The sequence below is a fragment of the Aureibaculum sp. 2308TA14-22 genome, assembly GCF_040538665.1.
Lineage (GTDB): Bacteria > Bacteroidota > Bacteroidia > Flavobacteriales > Flavobacteriaceae > Aureibaculum.
This window is the reverse complement of record NZ_JBEWXT010000001.1, coordinates 2644891-2660736: the sequence shown is the minus strand read 5'-3', so window position 1 is coordinate 2660736 and position 15846 is coordinate 2644891. Positions and strand designations below refer to the sequence as shown.

Annotated in this window: 14 protein-coding genes; 11 read left to right on the top strand and 3 right to left on the bottom strand. The window is 32.6% G+C overall.

Annotation, left to right across the window (positions count from 1 at the left end; all coding sequences use genetic code 11):
* Positions 1–14: 14 nt before the first annotated feature.
* Positions 15–1022 carry an FAD:protein FMN transferase gene (locus U5A88_RS11935; protein ID WP_354206727.1) on the top strand — a complete coding sequence of 336 codons (1008 nt, stop codon included), beginning with the start codon at positions 15–17 and terminating at the stop codon, positions 1020–1022.
* On the opposite strand, the gene U5A88_RS11930 is transcribed toward U5A88_RS11935, so the two are convergent.
* The 3 genes from U5A88_RS11930 to U5A88_RS11920 form a co-directional block, all read right to left on the bottom strand.
* Positions 1011–1976 carry a DUF4837 family protein gene (locus tag U5A88_RS11930; protein WP_354206726.1) on the bottom strand — a complete coding sequence of 322 codons (966 nt, stop codon included), beginning with the start codon at positions 1974–1976 and terminating at the stop codon, positions 1011–1013. The two genes, U5A88_RS11935 and U5A88_RS11930, sit on opposite strands and share 12 nt — an antisense overlap.
* Before the next feature lie 54 nt (positions 1977–2030).
* Complete coding sequence (locus U5A88_RS11925; protein WP_354206724.1) at positions 2031–3575, bottom strand: lytic transglycosylase domain-containing protein; 1545 nt, start codon at positions 3573–3575, stop codon at positions 2031–2033.
* A 194-nt stretch (positions 3576–3769) separates the two neighbouring features.
* Positions 3770–5200 (bottom strand): lytic transglycosylase domain-containing protein, encoded by a 1431-nt coding sequence (locus tag U5A88_RS11920; RefSeq protein ID WP_354206723.1) that lies wholly within the window; start codon positions 5198–5200, stop codon positions 3770–3772.
* 448 nt (positions 5201–5648) lie between these two features.
* Between U5A88_RS11920 and U5A88_RS11915 the strand changes: the two genes are divergently transcribed.
* The 10 genes from U5A88_RS11915 to U5A88_RS11870 all read left to right on the top strand — a co-directional run bounded on the left by U5A88_RS11915 (position 5649) and on the right by U5A88_RS11870 (position 15822).
* Positions 5649–6278, top strand: a complete 630-nt coding sequence (locus U5A88_RS11915; RefSeq protein WP_354206721.1) for a GNAT family N-acetyltransferase — start codon at positions 5649–5651, stop codon at positions 6276–6278.
* Complete coding sequence (gene argG, locus U5A88_RS11910) at positions 6278–7465, top strand: argininosuccinate synthase (protein ID WP_354206720.1); 1188 nt, start codon at positions 6278–6280, stop codon at positions 7463–7465. The genes U5A88_RS11915 and argG overlap by 1 nt, the downstream gene beginning before the upstream one ends.
* Before the next feature lie 84 nt (positions 7466–7549).
* The gene (gene argC / locus U5A88_RS11905; protein WP_354206718.1) at positions 7550–8527 is read left to right on the top strand and encodes an N-acetyl-gamma-glutamyl-phosphate reductase; all 978 of its coding nucleotides are present in this window, start codon (positions 7550–7552) and stop codon (positions 8525–8527) included.
* 27 nt (positions 8528–8554) lie between these two features.
* Positions 8555–9355, top strand: coding sequence for a pyrroline-5-carboxylate reductase (proC, locus tag U5A88_RS11900; RefSeq protein WP_354206716.1), 801 nt, complete (start codon positions 8555–8557; stop codon positions 9353–9355).
* Complete coding sequence (locus U5A88_RS11895; protein ID WP_354206715.1) at positions 9352–10476, top strand: aspartate aminotransferase family protein; 1125 nt, start codon at positions 9352–9354, stop codon at positions 10474–10476. The genes proC and U5A88_RS11895 overlap by 4 nt, the downstream gene beginning before the upstream one ends.
* A gap of 13 nt (positions 10477–10489) precedes the next feature.
* Positions 10490–11437 (top strand): N-acetylornithine carbamoyltransferase, encoded by a 948-nt coding sequence (locus tag U5A88_RS11890; protein ID WP_354206714.1) that lies wholly within the window; start codon positions 10490–10492, stop codon positions 11435–11437.
* A complete protein-coding gene (argB, locus tag U5A88_RS11885; RefSeq protein ID WP_354206712.1) occupies positions 11430–12212 on the top strand; it encodes an acetylglutamate kinase in 783 nt (260 codons plus the stop codon). The genes U5A88_RS11890 and argB overlap by 8 nt, the downstream gene beginning before the upstream one ends.
* Positions 12209–13267 carry a M20 family metallo-hydrolase gene (locus U5A88_RS11880; protein ID WP_354206710.1) on the top strand — a complete coding sequence of 353 codons (1059 nt, stop codon included), beginning with the start codon at positions 12209–12211 and terminating at the stop codon, positions 13265–13267. Before argB ends, U5A88_RS11880 begins: the two co-directional genes overlap by 4 nt.
* 73 nt (positions 13268–13340) lie before the next feature.
* Complete coding sequence (gene argH / locus U5A88_RS11875) at positions 13341–14621, top strand: argininosuccinate lyase (RefSeq protein ID WP_354206708.1); 1281 nt, start codon at positions 13341–13343, stop codon at positions 14619–14621.
* 100 nt (positions 14622–14721) lie between these two features.
* Complete coding sequence (locus U5A88_RS11870) at positions 14722–15822, top strand: hypothetical protein (RefSeq protein ID WP_354206707.1); 1101 nt, start codon at positions 14722–14724, stop codon at positions 15820–15822.
* The last annotated feature ends 24 nt before the right edge of the window (positions 15823–15846 follow it).

The window sequence follows — 15846 nt, the reverse complement described above, 5'->3', positions numbered from 1 at the left end:
AAATTTTATTCAGAATGGGCTTATTGCATAATAGAATTGTTGCTTTTTTAGTGATTTTTGTCATTTTATGTTCTTGTAGGGACGACGATAAAAGAACCGAACCTTTAAAATTACAGGGTTTAGCTTTCGGTACTACTTATAACATTACTTATTTTGATAAAGGTCACATTGATTTTACCAAATCTATGGATAGCCTGTTTTATCTTGTCAACAAATCAATGTCAACATATATTCCTAGTTCGGATATTTCAAAGATAAATAATGGGGACAGAACTGTTTTGGTAGATGCTTATTTTAAAGAGGTATTTCAAAAATCATCAAAAATATATAAGGATACTGACGGTTTTTTTGACCCAACAATTGGTACTTTGGTTAATGCTTGGGGTTTTGGTCCGGAAAAACCTTTAAATAATCTTGATTCAGCTAGTGTTAAACACTTATTAAAGTTTGTGGGTTTTAATAAAGTTGAGCTCAAAAAAAATAAAATAACCAAAACGAGCGATAGTATTTATTTTGATTTTAATGCTATTGCAAAAGGTTATGCAGTTGATATAGCAGGAAAATTTTTAGAAACCAAAGGAATTACCAACTATCTAATTGAAATAGGCGGTGAACTGCGTTCCAGAGGATTAAATAAAGTTAAGAATAAACCTTGGAAGGTTGGTATAGAAAATCCGAATTTTGACGGTACACGTTCTATTGAAAAGGTAGTTGAATTAAATAATGAGACAATGGCAACTTCGGGCAATTATCGTAAATTTAAAATCGATTCAATTACGGGTAAAAAGTATGCACACATAATTAACTCAAAAACGGGTTATCCAGCACAAAGTAATTTATTGAGCGTTTCTATAATAGCGAAATTAGATTGTGCAGATGTTGATGCTTACGCCACTGCAATTATGGCTATGCCTTTAGAAAAAGCTAAAAGTTTCTTGAAAAACCAAAACCAATTAAAGGCATTTATTATTTACAGTAATGATAAAGGCGAAATTGAAACGTTTTCAACCTTAACCTTTTAAGGTTTTTATTATAGCTTCAAGCTCAAACATAAAGTCACGTTTGTTAATTGAAGGAGCGTAGGTAAATCCTTCAAAAACCAGTAATCTATTGTTTTCCTTATCTAGTATAGTGTAGTTTAAAAAAGGCCCTGCCATAAATTCTTTAGGCACTTCCCAGGTACCTCTAGTTTCAAATGCGGGTTTATTACCAAATTCAACTTCTTTGGTAAACGGTGTATAGGCAGCTTCTGTAATCATAAAAGTTCCTTCTGAAGGACCAGGAATGTGTTTTTTTCCAATAGTATCTCTAATTTTAACAATATTTTTAGCAATACTATCTTTTACTGTTAAGGGTAAGGTATAAGCAATAATGTTTAAACTTCCTTTAGAAATTTCTTGCCGTAACCATAAAAAATCACCTGTATCATCAACGATAGCGTAGTCGTGAGGTATATTCAGTTTTACTCCAAAATTAGTCAGGGTTTTAATGTTTTTCACATCAAGATGGCTTCTGGTTTTTTCTTTTTGATACAGAGCCAAATCAGAATCTTTAAAAACAGAGATAATGTCTTTTTTATGTTCTTGAATTAACTTCTTTAATGAGTTTGTGTCTTTACCAAAAATAGTCATTGTTAATTGAGGAGCGGCATAAACATTATTTTTTAAGTAATAACCTTCTTTATCATCAATACCTATAAACAATATATTTCTGTTTCTTTTAAATAAATTTGAAAAAGCTGTAGGGGTTACTTGGTTAACTGTAAATTGGGTTTCTTCTTGAGGTAGTCCCAAAACAGGAGCCCCTATAATTTCCCTAAGAGAGTCGCCAATTTGACCTTTCCAAAGGTCATTTTCAATAACTATTGTTAAATGGTTTATCCTACTGTTGGATTCTTTTAATGTTAGTTCTGTATTTTTTGAATTGCACGAGATAAAAAACACACTTACTAATACAATTGATAATAGTGTTTTCATAGGTTTAAATTAGTTTTAAAATTAGAGATTTAACTTTATTTAAGCCCGAAAAGATTAACTTTTATAGATTTTAAGTTTCATTCCTGGCTTTAGACTTTTAACCCTCCAAATATTGTTCCAACTTTTGATTTGTTCTACAGAAACTTTTGGGAATTTTTTTGATATTATCCATAAAGAGTCTCCTTTTTTAACGGTATAGGTGGTGTATTTACCCTTTGGCGTAGATTTAGTAGTGGTTTTTTTTGTAGACGCCTTTTTACTTTTTGTAGATGCTGTTTTATAATTTCTTGGATAAATGGTTAAACGTTGTCCTATTCTTAAATTGTTTGAGCGTAAACCGTTCCACCTTTTTATTTGAGATACGCCAACACCGTAACGTTGTGCAATTTTACCAAGATAGTCACCATTTCTTACTCTGTATCGTATTTTACCTGGTGCTGTTTGAAATTTTGGTAATTGCTTTTCTCGTTTTGCTAAATCTTCTTTTGCGTAAGCATAAATTTGCTCCTCGTTAGACACGAACTTACCTATTAAATGTACCGGTAAGCGTAATGTATAATTCTTCTCTTTCACAAACGGAATTATATTTAACTTGTATTGCGGATTCAAATGTTCTAACAGTTCATTATCCGTATTTAATATTTTATTAATTTGGTCAAAAGTAATTTGCTGCTTAACTACAATTGTATCGGTTTCAAACCTATTGGTTATAAATTTTTGAGGTTTAATGTCATGTTCTTTGGCGTATTCCATTAAATATAATGTAGCATAAAAAGCAGGCAGATAACCAGCTGTTTCACGAGGCAAATTATGTCTGATATTCCAATAATTTCTTTTTCCTCCTGATCGTCTTATAGCTTTTGATACATTACCCGGACCAGAATTGTAAGCCGCTAAAGCAAGATCCCAATCGTTAAAAGTTTTATAGAGTTGCGATAAAAATTTACAAGCAGCTTCAGTTGCTCTTAAGGGGTCATGTCTTTCATCAACATAAGAATTTACCTCAAGGTCAAATTGTTTTCCGGTATAATACATAAATTGCCATAAACCCGAAGCACCTACTCTAGATCGGGCTCTTGGTCTTAAAGCTGACTCAACAATAGCTAAATACTTAATTTCCATTGGGATATTGTATTTGTCTAAATGTTCTTCAAACATTGGGAAATAGTATTCCGCTTTGCCCATTAAATTGCCCAGTGTTTTTTTTCGGGTTTTTAAATAATGTTTGATTAATCGTTCTAAGGAAGAATTGTATTCTACATTAAAGGGTGTTGTACTATTCAGGTGGGCCAACCTTTCTTTAAGCACTTCAGTTGAAAGTTCAATGTTTGAAGCATCTGAAATTTCTTCATCGGGGTTTACATATTGAAAATCATGGTTCAAAGACGACTCCTTTAACCTAGCTATCCATAAACTATCAATTAAATCGGCATCGCTATGGTCAATTAACTCAGGTACATTGTTTTTTAGGCTATCCGCACTAATTTTCAAGGTCTTGGTTTTATTAACGTCCTTAATTTCAATAACTTGACCGTCATTTTTTTGAGCAAAAATAACGTTAGTCAATAGTAATAAAACAAATACATAAATAAATCTCATAATACTTAACTATTTAAATACAATTGACAGCTAAAAATTAGGGTTAGAAGAAAACAAAAATATAAAAATTATTTTAAGTCAATCTCGCAAACCTAATTTCTAATTAAAATAACTTCTTAAGTGACTGTATATTAGTTATTTAAAATTAGTTTGTGCTATCGAACTGTAAGAATAACGCAAAATGCTATGGCAAATTATTCAGTACTTGTTAAAATTTTAAGTTCTGTTCCAGGTTTAATGTGAGGTACACCCCAAATATTGTTCCAATTACGAAGTTGATTGATGGTAACATTTGGGAATTTTTTAGATATGATAAATAGGGAATCGCCTTCATTTACAGTATAAATTTCATAAACTTGAGGCTTGGAAGAGCTTTTTTGGGCGTGAATTTTTTGGGTAGGCACTTGCATAGCAACTTCACTTTTTTTATCGGTAACAACCAAACGTTGACCTTCAATCAGAAAATCGGTTTGCAATCCGTTCCATTTTTTTAATTGCTGTAAAGTAATTTCAAATTTTCTGGCAATTTTTGGGAGGTTGTCCAGTTTTTGCACCACATAGCTATTGTAGGTAGTTGCTACTATATGTATTTGTTTTTCTTTATCCTCCAAAGTTTTATTATCGGTCAATTCTATGTTCATAAATCTATCAATTGCACTTTTTGGTAAGGTTAATACGTAATTTTTTTCTTTATGATATGGAATTACACCTAGTTTATATTGCGGGTTTAATGAGGCTAAAAATTTCTTTGATACCCCAGTTCTTTTTTCAATTTCCGAAAAACTGAGTTGTTCTTTAATATGAACGGTATCGGTATCAAAATAATCAATTTCTGTATCGTTAGGGTATATCTGATGAGCTTCACCATATTCAAATAGATATAATGTTGCATAAAATGCGGGAACATAGCTACTGGTTTCTTTAGGCAAGTACTGTCTAATATTCCAATAATTTCTTTTTCCACCGGATCGTCTAATAGCTTTGTTTACATTGCCAGGTCCAGAGTTGTATGCTGCCAAGGCCAAATCCCAATCGTTAAAACGTTCATAAAGGTCTTTTAAATAAAGGCAAGCAGCCTCGGTGGCCTTTAAAGGGTCGTTACGATCATCAACATAAGAAGTTACGTTTAAACCATATTGTTTGCCCGTATGGTACATAAATTGCCAAATGCCCTTGGCTCCGGCATGTGATTTAGCAGTAGGCAACAATGCGGATTCTACTACCGCCAAATATTTTATTTCCAGCGGAATGTCGTGCTTATCCAAATATTTTTCAAAAATTGGGAAGTAATAATTTGCTCTGTCCATTAAGTTAGAAATTGCAGCTTTGTTCTCTTTTAGGTACAATCTGATAAAACGCTCGACAGTTGCATTATAAGGTACATCAAAAGGTGTTTTGGTATTTAAAATTTTAAGTCTTTCCTTTAACACCATCGAAGTAAAAACTTCATTATTAATCGTGCTTGTTAAATTGTTGTGGGATGTATTAAATTCATTATCGCCAATGGAATTGATTGTAGCAGTTTGTTTTATGTTTGTTTGGTTGTCAAAATCTTCAATGGGTGTATGTTGAGCAAATACTAAAACGTAATTGCATGCAAAAATAAAAATCAACAACTTTTTCATAGAGGTCAGTTAGGTTCTATAGCTTTTCAAAAATAGCAAAGCAACTGAGTTTAATTGCAAAAATGTTAATTAAAGCTAAAAACTTTAGGCTTAAGGTTCAGATATCTAGCAAGTTACAAAAAAGCGTGTTTTAAAATTTGAAAAATGCGCAGTAAATTCAACTTAAATTTAGTAATAAGATAATTTTAAGGTGATTAAATTGTTTAACTGCAAATAAATAGGTGATTATTAAAATAAAATCAGATAATGTTTTTATGTATTTAAGAAAAAGTTGTAATATTGCTTTGTGAAAACAGTACAACTACATACAATTACTACTTTTTCTATTCGTCCTAGACGTATCCGTCGCCCGTAAGGGTATCTTATATTTCATTGAACTTAGGTGAGTCCGGTTCTTTTTTCAAGCACATAATTTTTCAAACACATTTTAATAATCAAATCCAATAGTATGGATATTGTTATTGCAACAAAAAAGCATAGTAAATATGCTAACATTATTTGCGACACTATAGCAGAGTCGGCAAAAGTACGAGGGACGGGAATTGCCAAGCGTACTCCAGAATATATAATCACCAAGCTAGAAAATGATAATGCCGTTATTGCCTTAGACGGTGATAAATTTGCAGGTTTTTGTTATATAGAGGCTTGGGGACATGGTAAGTTTGTGGCCAATTCTGGCTTAATTGTACATCCTGATTATAGAGGACAGGGCTTGGCAAAAAAAATAAAAAAAGTAATTTTTGATTATTCTAAAAAGAAATTCCCCAATGCCAAAATGTTTGGTATTACCACAGGTTTGGCAGTAATGAAAATAAATTACGAATTGGGTTACAAACCAGTCACATTTTCGGAACTGACAACCGACAATGCTTTTTGGAAAGGCTGTCAAACTTGCAAAAATTACGATATTTTAACTCGAACCGAACGTAAAATGTGCTTGTGTACAGGTATGCTTTATGATCCAAAAGATAAAAGACCTAAAATTGAAAAGAAGCCAAAACACCCTTACAATAAAAAGGTGTTACAAAGATTAAAAAACATAAAAGAAACAGTATTCTTAAAAAATAAAAAGAAATAATGAACAAGTTAGTTTTAGCATATAGCGGTGGATTAGACACTTCATATTGTGCAAAATATTTATCTGCGAAAAAAGGTTATGAAGTACATGCTGTAAGTGTAAATACAGGAGGTTTTACCGACAAGGAGATTAATGCAATAGAAGAAAAAGCCTATGCCTTAGGGGTTAAGTCTTATACAAATATTAATGCCATTTCAACTTTTTACGAAAAAGTGGTTAAATACTTAATTTTTGGGAATGTATTAAAGAATAATACATATCCTTTATCCGTAAGTTCAGAAAGAATTATTCAAGCCATTGAAATAGTAACTCATGCTAAAAAAATTGGAGCAAAATTTATAGCACATGGTAGTACTGGTGCAGGTAATGACCAGATACGTTTCGACATGATTTTTCAAATTTTAGCTCCTGAAATTGAAATTATAACACCAATTAGAGATTTAAAGTTATCAAGACAAGAAGAGATAGAATTTTTAAAGGAACACGGTGTTGAACTTTCTTGGGAAAAAGCCCAATATTCTATCAATAAGGGACTTTGGGGTACAAGTGTTGGCGGAAAAGAAACTTTGACATCCAATAAACCCTTGCCTGAAGGTGCCTACCCTAGCCAATTAGAAAAAGATGAGCCTGAAAATATGAAGTTGAGCTTTGAAAAAGGTGAATTGATAGCCATCAATTATGTGAAAAATAGTCCAGTTGAAAATATTAGAATTCTTGACGAAATAGCATCTAAATATGCTATAGGTAGAGATATTCATGTTGGAGATACAATTATTGGGATTAAAGGTAGAGTAGGTTTTGAGGCAGCAGCTCCTTTGATTATAATTAAGGCACACCATTTATTGGAAAAACACGTGCTTACCAAATGGCAACAACATCATAAAGAATATTTATCTAATTGGTATGGAACTATGTTACATGAAGGTCAATACTTAGATGCTGTAATGCGTAATATAGAAGCATTTATGGAAGACGCCCAAGAGAATGTAAGCGGTGATGTTATGGTGACATTGCATCCTTATCGCTTTACGTTAGACGGTATTCAGTCTCCACATGATTTGATGAACTCAAAAGTAGCGGCTTATGGTGAAATGAACGAGGGGTGGACAGCAGATGATGCTAAAGGTTTTATCAAAATTTTATCTAATCAAAATAAAATTTTTAACCAAATAAACAATTCAGAGTGACCCTCATTGAGGGGTTTGGTAAAAAACCAAACGCTCTACAATCAGAGATGCTTAAATATCAAACACTTAAATTTATTTAAAGGAATGAAAAAAGTTGGAATTATAGGGGGAGCTGGTTATACCGCTGGTGAGTTGATTAGGATATTGTTAAATCACCAAAAAGTCGAAATTAACTTTGTGTATAGTACCTCAAATGCGGGTAACGACTTTAGCAGTATTCATCAAGATTTGATTGGTGAAACTGATATAAAATTTACAAGAAACATAAATAGCGATGTTGATGTGCTTTTTCTGTGTTTAGGACATGGAAATTCTAAATCATTTTTAGAGCAAAACCAATTTTCAGATCACACAAAAATAATCGACTTAAGCAACGATTTTAGGTTAGAAAAAGACAGCATATTTCAGGGCAAACAATTTGTTTATGGGTTGCCAGAATTGAACAAAAAAGCTATAAAGTCAACTAATTATATTGCAAATCCTGGTTGTTTTGCAACCACAATACAATTGGCATTATTACCTTTAGCCAAACATAGTTTATTACAGAATGATGTCCACATTAATGCTGTAACTGGAGCGACAGGAGCGGGAACTTCGTTATCCAAAACTACACATTTTACTTGGCGTGATAATAACTTTTCGTATTACAAACCTTTTACACATCAGCATTTAGGAGAAATTAATCAAAGCTTACAACAGCTGCAACCAACTCTTTCAAGTGAACTGAATTTTATGCCCAACAGGGGCAATTTTAGCCGAGGTATTTTTGCCACGGCTTATACCAAGTTTGATGGTAGTTTAGAAGAGGCTAAAAAACTATATAAAGATTTTTACAATAACGCTGCTTTTACTTTTATATCAGATAACGAGTTGCATCTAAAACAAGTAGTCAATACGAATAAGTGTTTGGTGTATTTGCATAAACATAATAATAAATTATTGATTAGCAGTATAACGGATAATTTATTAAAAGGAGCATCGGGACAAGCGGTACATAATATGAATTTGATGTTTGGGTTTAATGAAAAAGAAGGCTTGAGCTTAAAAGCTACTTATTTTTAATAATCGTATTAAAGTAAAATTAAAACAATGAAAATAGCAATTATAGGAACAGGGAATTTAGGTCTTTCAATAGCAAAAGGGCTTATTGTAAATAATGCTTATACAAGCTTGTACTTGACTAAAAGAAATACGGAAAGCATAGCAGAATGGGGAGAGTATGACAATGTTCAATTAACATTAGATAATAGAGAAGCGGTTAGTAACTCCGATATATTGATTTTTGCAGTACAACCAAGACATTTTGAAAACATTTTAAAAGAGATTACCGATTTGCTGACAGAAAAGCACGTGCTAATTTCAACGATTACAGGGTTTAAAATTGAAAGTATTGAATCCGTTGTTGGCAAAGAAAATTTTATTATCCGTTCCATGCCAAACACCGCAATATCGGTAGGCAAATCCATTACCTGTGTATGTAGCAATGCCCAAGGAAAGAAGCGTATAGATATAGCCACCGCTATTTTCAATAGACTGGGAACTTCTATTGAAATTCCCGAAGAGCAAATGCAGGCGGCTACTGTAATTTGTGCCAGTGGTATCGCGTTTTGGATGCGATTGATACGAGCAACTACCCAAGGGGCAATTCAACTTGGTTTTGAAGCTGAAATAGCCCAAGAAATGGCCATGCAAACCTGTTTGGGTGCTGCAACGTTATTGGTAGAATCTGGCAGTCACCCAGAAGAGGAAATAGACAGGGTTACTACTCCAGGAGGTTGTACCATAGAAGGGTTAAATGAAATGGAACATAGCGGATTGAGTTCGTCATTAATCAAAGGGTTGGTGACATCTTTTAATAAAATAAATCAAATTTCTAAAGCAGAATTATGAATCTTTTTGATGTTTATCCACTTTATAATGTTGCTCCTGTAAAGGCTAATGATTTAATTGTTACAGATGAAAAAGGCCAAGGCTATCTTGATTTATATGGTGGGCACGGCGTTATTTCAATAGGTCATTCACACCCACATTATGTAAAAAAAGTGAAACAACAATTAGATAATCTTGGATTTTATTCGAATGCAGTACAAAACCCTTTGCAGGTTGAATTGGCTGAGAAATTGGGAAAAATATCTGGTTATCCCGATTATAATTTGTTTTTATGTAATTCCGGTGCAGAGGCGAATGAAAATGCTCTGAAATTAGCATCGTTTCATACCAATAAAAAGAGGGTAATAGCTTTTCAAAATTCTTTTCATGGACGTACATCAGCAGCAGTTTCTGTAACAGATAACCCCAATATTAATGCACCAATAAATAGTTGCAACCCAGTTACTATTTTACCTTTAAATAAAAGCGATTTAGTTGAAAAAGAATTGTCAAAAGGAGATGTATGTTCTGTAATTATTGAAGGCATTCAAGGTGTTGGAGGTTTAGATGAAGGAACAACAGTTTTCTTTCAAAATTTACGAACATTATGTGGTAAATATGATGTTATTTTAATTGCTGATGAAATTCAATCTGGTTATGGGCGAAGTGGAAAGTTTTTTGCTCACCAATATCATACTATTCAACCAGATATCATTTCAATTGCCAAAGGTATGGGCAATGGATTTCCTGTTGGCGGAATCTTAATTTCACCAAAACTAAAAGCAAGTTATGGCATGTTAGGTACCACATTTGGAGGGAATCATTTAGCATGTGCAGCTTCTATGGCGGTGTTGGACGTGATTGAAAAAGAAGATTTATTGGAGAATGTAAATAAAGTTTCAGCTTATTTTATTGAAAAGGCAAAACAATTTCCACAGGTAAAAAAAATAAAGGGTAAAGGCTTAATGTTAGGGCTTGAGTTTGATTTTGAAATTGCCGAGTTGCGAAAAAAACTAATTTATGAACACCATATCTTTACAGGAGGAGCCAGCAATAAAAAGTTATTACGAATTTTACCTCCAATGACAATTAAAAAAGAGCATGTTGATACATTTTTTGAGGCTTTAAAAAACTGTTTATAAATATTTTTAACCAATGAAAAAATACACTTCCATATCTGATATTACATCACTTTCAAAGTTGGTTGATGAAGCTATTCAACTAAAGAAAAATCCGTATGCTTTTGAAAACTTAGGAAAACGAAAAACCTTGGTCATGTTATTTTTTAACCCTAGTTTAAGAACACGTTTAAGTACTCAAAAGGCTGCTCAACAATTGGGAATGGAAATTATGGTAATGAATATTTCCAGTGATGGATGGGTATTGGAATTTGAAGATGGATCAACTATGGATAGTGTTGCTGCTGAGCATATAAAAGAAGCTGCACAAGTAGTGTCGCAATATGCAGATATAATTGCCATAAGAGCATTTGCTGGATTAAAAAACAAAGAAGAAGATTATAGCGAAAAGGTACTAAACTCTTTTGTAAAATATACAACTGTACCCATTGTAAGTTTAGAAAGTGCCACAGGTCATCCTTTGCAGGCTTTGGCAGATGCCATTACTATTAAAGAACATCAAAAAAAGAATAAACCAAAAGTGGTTTTGACCTGGGCACCACATCCTAAAGCATTGCCACAAGCAGTTGCCAATTCTTTTGTTCAAATGATGCAATTACAAAATGCAGACTTTATAATTACCCACCCAAAAGGATATGAATTGGATAAAGAGATAATTAAAAATTCTAAAGTTGAATACAACCAAGACAAAGCCTTTGAAAATGCTGATTTTATTTATGCAAAAAATTGGAGTTCGGTTAACGAATATGGAAAAATTCTCTTAAGGGATAAAAACTGGATGATTACCGAGCAAAAAATGAAATTGACAAACAATGCTAAATTTATGCATTGTTTGCCAGTCAGAAGAAATGTTGTTGTTGATGATGCTGTGCTGGATAGTGAAAATTCTTTAGTAATTGAACAAGCTAATAATAGAACTTTTTCAGCACAAATTGTATTAAAAAAGATGTTGGAAAATGGGTAACCCAAAACTACATATTGTAAAAATAGGCGGCAATGTTATAGATAATGAAGAAGTGTTATTATCATTTCTAGCTGATTTTTCCAAACTAGATGGATTGAAAATTTTAGTTCACGGTGGTGGAAAAAAAGCTACCGAAATGGCAAATAAATTGCTGTTAGCACCAAAAATGATCGGAGGAAGGCGTATTACAGATACTGCTAATTTGGAAGTGGTGACTATGGTCTATGCCGGCTTGCTCAATAAGAACATAGTAGCAAAATTGCAACAAAATAATTGTAATGCTATAGGGCTTTCTGGTGCAGATGGAAATACGATAAAAGCTCATAAACGGATTGTTAAAGACATTGATTATGGTTTTGCAGGAGATGTAGATTTTGTAAATACTGAAACAATTTCGTTATTATTGAATGCTAATTTAACTCCTGTTTTCTGTGCCATTACACATAATAAAAGAGGGCAATTATTAAATACCAATGCTGATACTATTGCATCAGAACTGGCTTCTGCTTTAGCGGAAATCTATCAGGTAAGTCTAACCTACATTTTTGAAAAGAAAGGAGTTTTAAGAAATATTAATGATGAAGATTCGGTAATTGAGAATATAGATTTAGACCGTTATAAATTATTGAAAAGTGATGGTATTATTGCAGACGGAATGTTGCCGAAATTAAAAAATTGTTTTAATGCCTTAGGTAAAGGGGTTTCTGAAATTCACATTGCAAATACAAATTTTATAACAGATAAAAACACACAGCACACAATATTAAGTTTATGATTAAAAAACTGACCAAAGAGGCTATTGCCCTTTTACAACGGCTTATTGCAACCCAATCTTTTTCAAGCGAAGAAGCTGAGACCGCTCTATTAATTGCGGATTGGTTTATTGCACATGATATTAAATTTAAACGCAGTAATCATAATGTGTATGCACTAAATAAGTATTTTGATGCTACTAAACCAACATTGTTATTAAACTCTCATCACGATACGGTCAAACCGAATTCAGCATATACCCGAAATCCATTTATTCCTGAAATTAGCGATGGAAAATTATATGGTTTAGGAAGCAATGATGCAGGAGGTTGCCTAGTCTCGCTTTTGGCATTATTTACCTTTTATTATAATCATGAAAATTTAAAATATAATTTGATTATTGTGGCTTCCGCAGAAGAAGAAAGCTCAGGACAATTAGGGTTGAATAGCGTTTTACCATTATTGCCTAAAATTGACGTTGCCATTGTTGGCGAACCTACTTTAATGCAATTGGCCATTGCGGAAAAAGGATTGTTGGTGCTGGATTGCTACGCCCATGGTAAAGCTGGTCACGCGGCCCATGGTTTGGGCGATAATTCCATTTACAAAGCGGTCGAAGCTATAAATTGGTTTAAAAATTATGAGTTTCCAAAAGTTTCTGAAACTCTAGGCAAGATTAAAATGACTGTAACACAGATTGAGGCTGGAAATCAGCATAATGTGATTCCGGCAGAGTGTCATTTTGTGGTAGATATTCGTATAACTGATGCGTATAGTAATAAAGAAGTGCTTGAAATTGTAAAAAGCAATGTTCAAGTTGATGTAAAAGAACGATCTTTACGCTTAAATTCATCATCCATACCAGCAACACACCCTTTAGTAAAAGCTGGAATAGAGTTGGATAGAGAAACCTATGGTTCGCCGACATTATCAGATCAAGCGGTTTTAAATTGCCCATCCTTAAAATTAGGCCCTGGTGATTCTTTACGTTCACATACTGCGGATGAATTTATCTATGTTAAAGAAATTGAGGAAGGAATTGATTTATATATTAAAATAGTAGAGAAAATTTTATAATAATTACGATTGTTAGGTTGAGCGTCCCGATTATTTCGGGAGAGACCTCATTAATAATTCAAAATAGCAAAATATGAAACTCTGGGACAAAGGCTTTAGTACCAATAAAAAAATAGATATGTTTACGGTTGGCAACGATCGGCAATTGGATTTAATTATTGCAAAATACGATGTTTTAGGTTCTATTGCACATGCCAAAATGTTACACAAAATAGAGATTTTAAAGGATAGGGAGATCTCTATCATTGAAGCTAAATTGAACAGCATTTTGCATAATATAGAAAAGGGCAATTTTGTAATTGAAGATACTTTTGAAGATGTACATTCAAAGGTGGAGTTTTTGTTAACGGAAATGTTGGGTGATACTGGAAAGAAAATCCATACAGCACGTTCAAGAAATGATCAGGTTTTAGTCGATTTACACCTCTATTTTAAAGATGAAATCAAAGAGATAAAGGGCTTGGTAAAGGCATTATTTGATGAGTTATTATCAAAAGCTGAAGAACATAAAAACGTGTTGATGCCTGGTTATACGCATTTGCAAGTGGCTATGCCCTCTTCGTTTGGATTGTGGTTTTCCGCGTATGCCGAAAGTTTAATAGATGATGTTTATTTATTGAATGCCGCATATAAACTTGCAGATCAGAATCCGCTAGGTTCTGGGGCAGGTTATGGAAGTTCTTTCGATATTGACCGTCAAATGACCACGGATTTGCTTGGCTTTGAAACCTTGAAATACAATGTAGTGGCCGCTCAAATGAGTCGTGGGAAAACCGAAAAAGCATTAGCATCAGCAATGAGTACGGTTGCAGGAACATTGTCAAAATTTGCTATGGATATTTGTTTGTATATGAGCCAGAATTTTAACTTCGTATCTTTTCCGGACGAGTTGACTACGGGCTCCAGTATTATGCCGCACAAAAAAAATCCTGACGTGTTTGAATTGATACGGGGAAAATGTAACGCACTTCAGGCATTACCCTATGAATTGACTTTAATCTCTAGTAATTTACCAAGCGGTTATCAACGCGATTTGCAGTTGTTAAAAGAGGCGGTCTTACCAGCCATCCAAACGTTAAAATCGTGTTTGGAAATGATGACCTTTTCTATTGCAAACGTACAGGTAAACAAAGAAATTTTAGATGACCCAAAGTATGATTATTTATTTACTGTTGAGGAAGTAAATAAACTGGTGCAAGATGGTGTTGCTTTTAGAGATGCCTATAAAATTGTAGGAGCAAAAGTAGAAAAAGGCGAGTTTATACCCGATAAAAATGTAAACCACACGCATTTAGGTAGTATTGGTAATTTATGCTTGGATGAGATCAGAGAGAAGATGAAGAAAGTTAATTAGAAAAATAAAACTTATGATTGTTCGCGAACTTAGATCAGTTTTATATGATTTTTTTACTAATTGGGTCAAGGTAATATATTCTGAAATATTATATAATGGTTTGAAAATTCATAGTGATGCTGGTTTTGGCAATTATATAATCATAAATAGTCTTGAATATCATTATGTGATAGAATTATTAGGATTTCAAAAAATAGCTAATAAACCTAAGTTTGTTATTGAAGATAAAACATTTTCTTACAACATAAATTACCTTTTGAATGGAGGAAAAATATCTAATGATTATTCAAATTTTAAACCGGCAATAGAAGTTTCGAATAATGCTAGTCACATACATTTTGTAAATTTTGTTTTTGCCTCGACAAGTGATAAGGGGTTTTTGAAAAAGAATTTTGATGAAATAGTTGATGATTACCCATATTTTAATAGTGATGATTCTGATTTACCATTTATTGTAAATAATGACACAACAGGTTTGTTTTTTAATAATTTCTTAGTCTTTAGTAAAATGGAGGGTATTTATTCATTCAGAAGACATTCTTCAACAATTATTATAACAAAAAATACTAATATTCGACAATTTAATAAAATCCTAAATTCAATATTTAATATAAATGATTTTAGAAAAAATAAATCCTTAAATGGTTGGAGGAAGAAATCTGACATTATTTCAGAGTTAAAGAGTTTAGCATATCATAAAGTTCATGAAACCACAATTGATAAATTTTTACAATTAAATTCTCATTTATTTGCAAAAGCGTTAGGATATAAATCTGCAAAAAGTAATATAAATTTAGAGTTGCAGGTTCATAAAGATAAATTCGAGAAAAATCTGAAGTTAATTCCAGATTTTATGCTTGAAAGGGAAGATGGGTTTTACGATTTTTTAGATTTAAAAGTAGGATTATTATCTTATGATTTTGCACTTGGAAATTGGAGTAATGCTCGTTTTAGTAGTTATGGGCAAAACTTACTTGGTCAATTAAAAGGGTATAAAAGATATTTTTCTTCCAAAGAAAATGCAGATTGGGTATATGATAAATATAAGGTTAAAATAAAAGACCCTAAACTTATTGGTATTGCAGGGAATCATAATAATTTTATCCATGAAACTGTAAAACTGGCATTAGAAAATCATAGTAATGATTTTGTTTTATACAGTTATAACGATTTAGCGAAAAAAATGAAAGATGCATTGTGAAAGGATTTGGTAATGTGAATTTAT

Coding starts and splice junctions, on each gene's coding strand:
- U5A88_RS11880 (WP_354206710.1), top strand. CDS start 12,209: ATGATTAAAAAACTGACCAAAGAGGCTATTGCCCTTTTACAACGGCTT.
- U5A88_RS11920 (WP_354206723.1), bottom strand. CDS start 5,200: ATGAAAAAGTTGTTGATTTTTATTTTTGCATGCAATTACGTTTTAGTA.
- argB (WP_354206712.1), top strand. CDS start 11,430: ATGGGTAACCCAAAACTACATATTGTAAAAATAGGCGGCAATGTTATA.
- proC (WP_354206716.1), top strand. CDS start 8,555: ATGAAAATAGCAATTATAGGAACAGGGAATTTAGGTCTTTCAATAGCA.
- argG (WP_354206720.1), top strand. CDS start 6,278: ATGAACAAGTTAGTTTTAGCATATAGCGGTGGATTAGACACTTCATAT.
- argH (WP_354206708.1), top strand. CDS start 13,341: ATGAAACTCTGGGACAAAGGCTTTAGTACCAATAAAAAAATAGATATG.
- U5A88_RS11890 (WP_354206714.1), top strand. CDS start 10,490: ATGAAAAAATACACTTCCATATCTGATATTACATCACTTTCAAAGTTG.
- U5A88_RS11930 (WP_354206726.1), bottom strand. CDS start 1,976: ATGAAAACACTATTATCAATTGTATTAGTAAGTGTGTTTTTTATCTCG.
- U5A88_RS11915 (WP_354206721.1), top strand. CDS start 5,649: ATGGATATTGTTATTGCAACAAAAAAGCATAGTAAATATGCTAACATT.
- argC (WP_354206718.1), top strand. CDS start 7,550: ATGAAAAAAGTTGGAATTATAGGGGGAGCTGGTTATACCGCTGGTGAG.
- U5A88_RS11925 (WP_354206724.1), bottom strand. CDS start 3,575: ATGAGATTTATTTATGTATTTGTTTTATTACTATTGACTAACGTTATT.
- U5A88_RS11895 (WP_354206715.1), top strand. CDS start 9,352: ATGAATCTTTTTGATGTTTATCCACTTTATAATGTTGCTCCTGTAAAG.
- U5A88_RS11935 (WP_354206727.1), top strand. CDS start 15: ATGGGCTTATTGCATAATAGAATTGTTGCTTTTTTAGTGATTTTTGTC.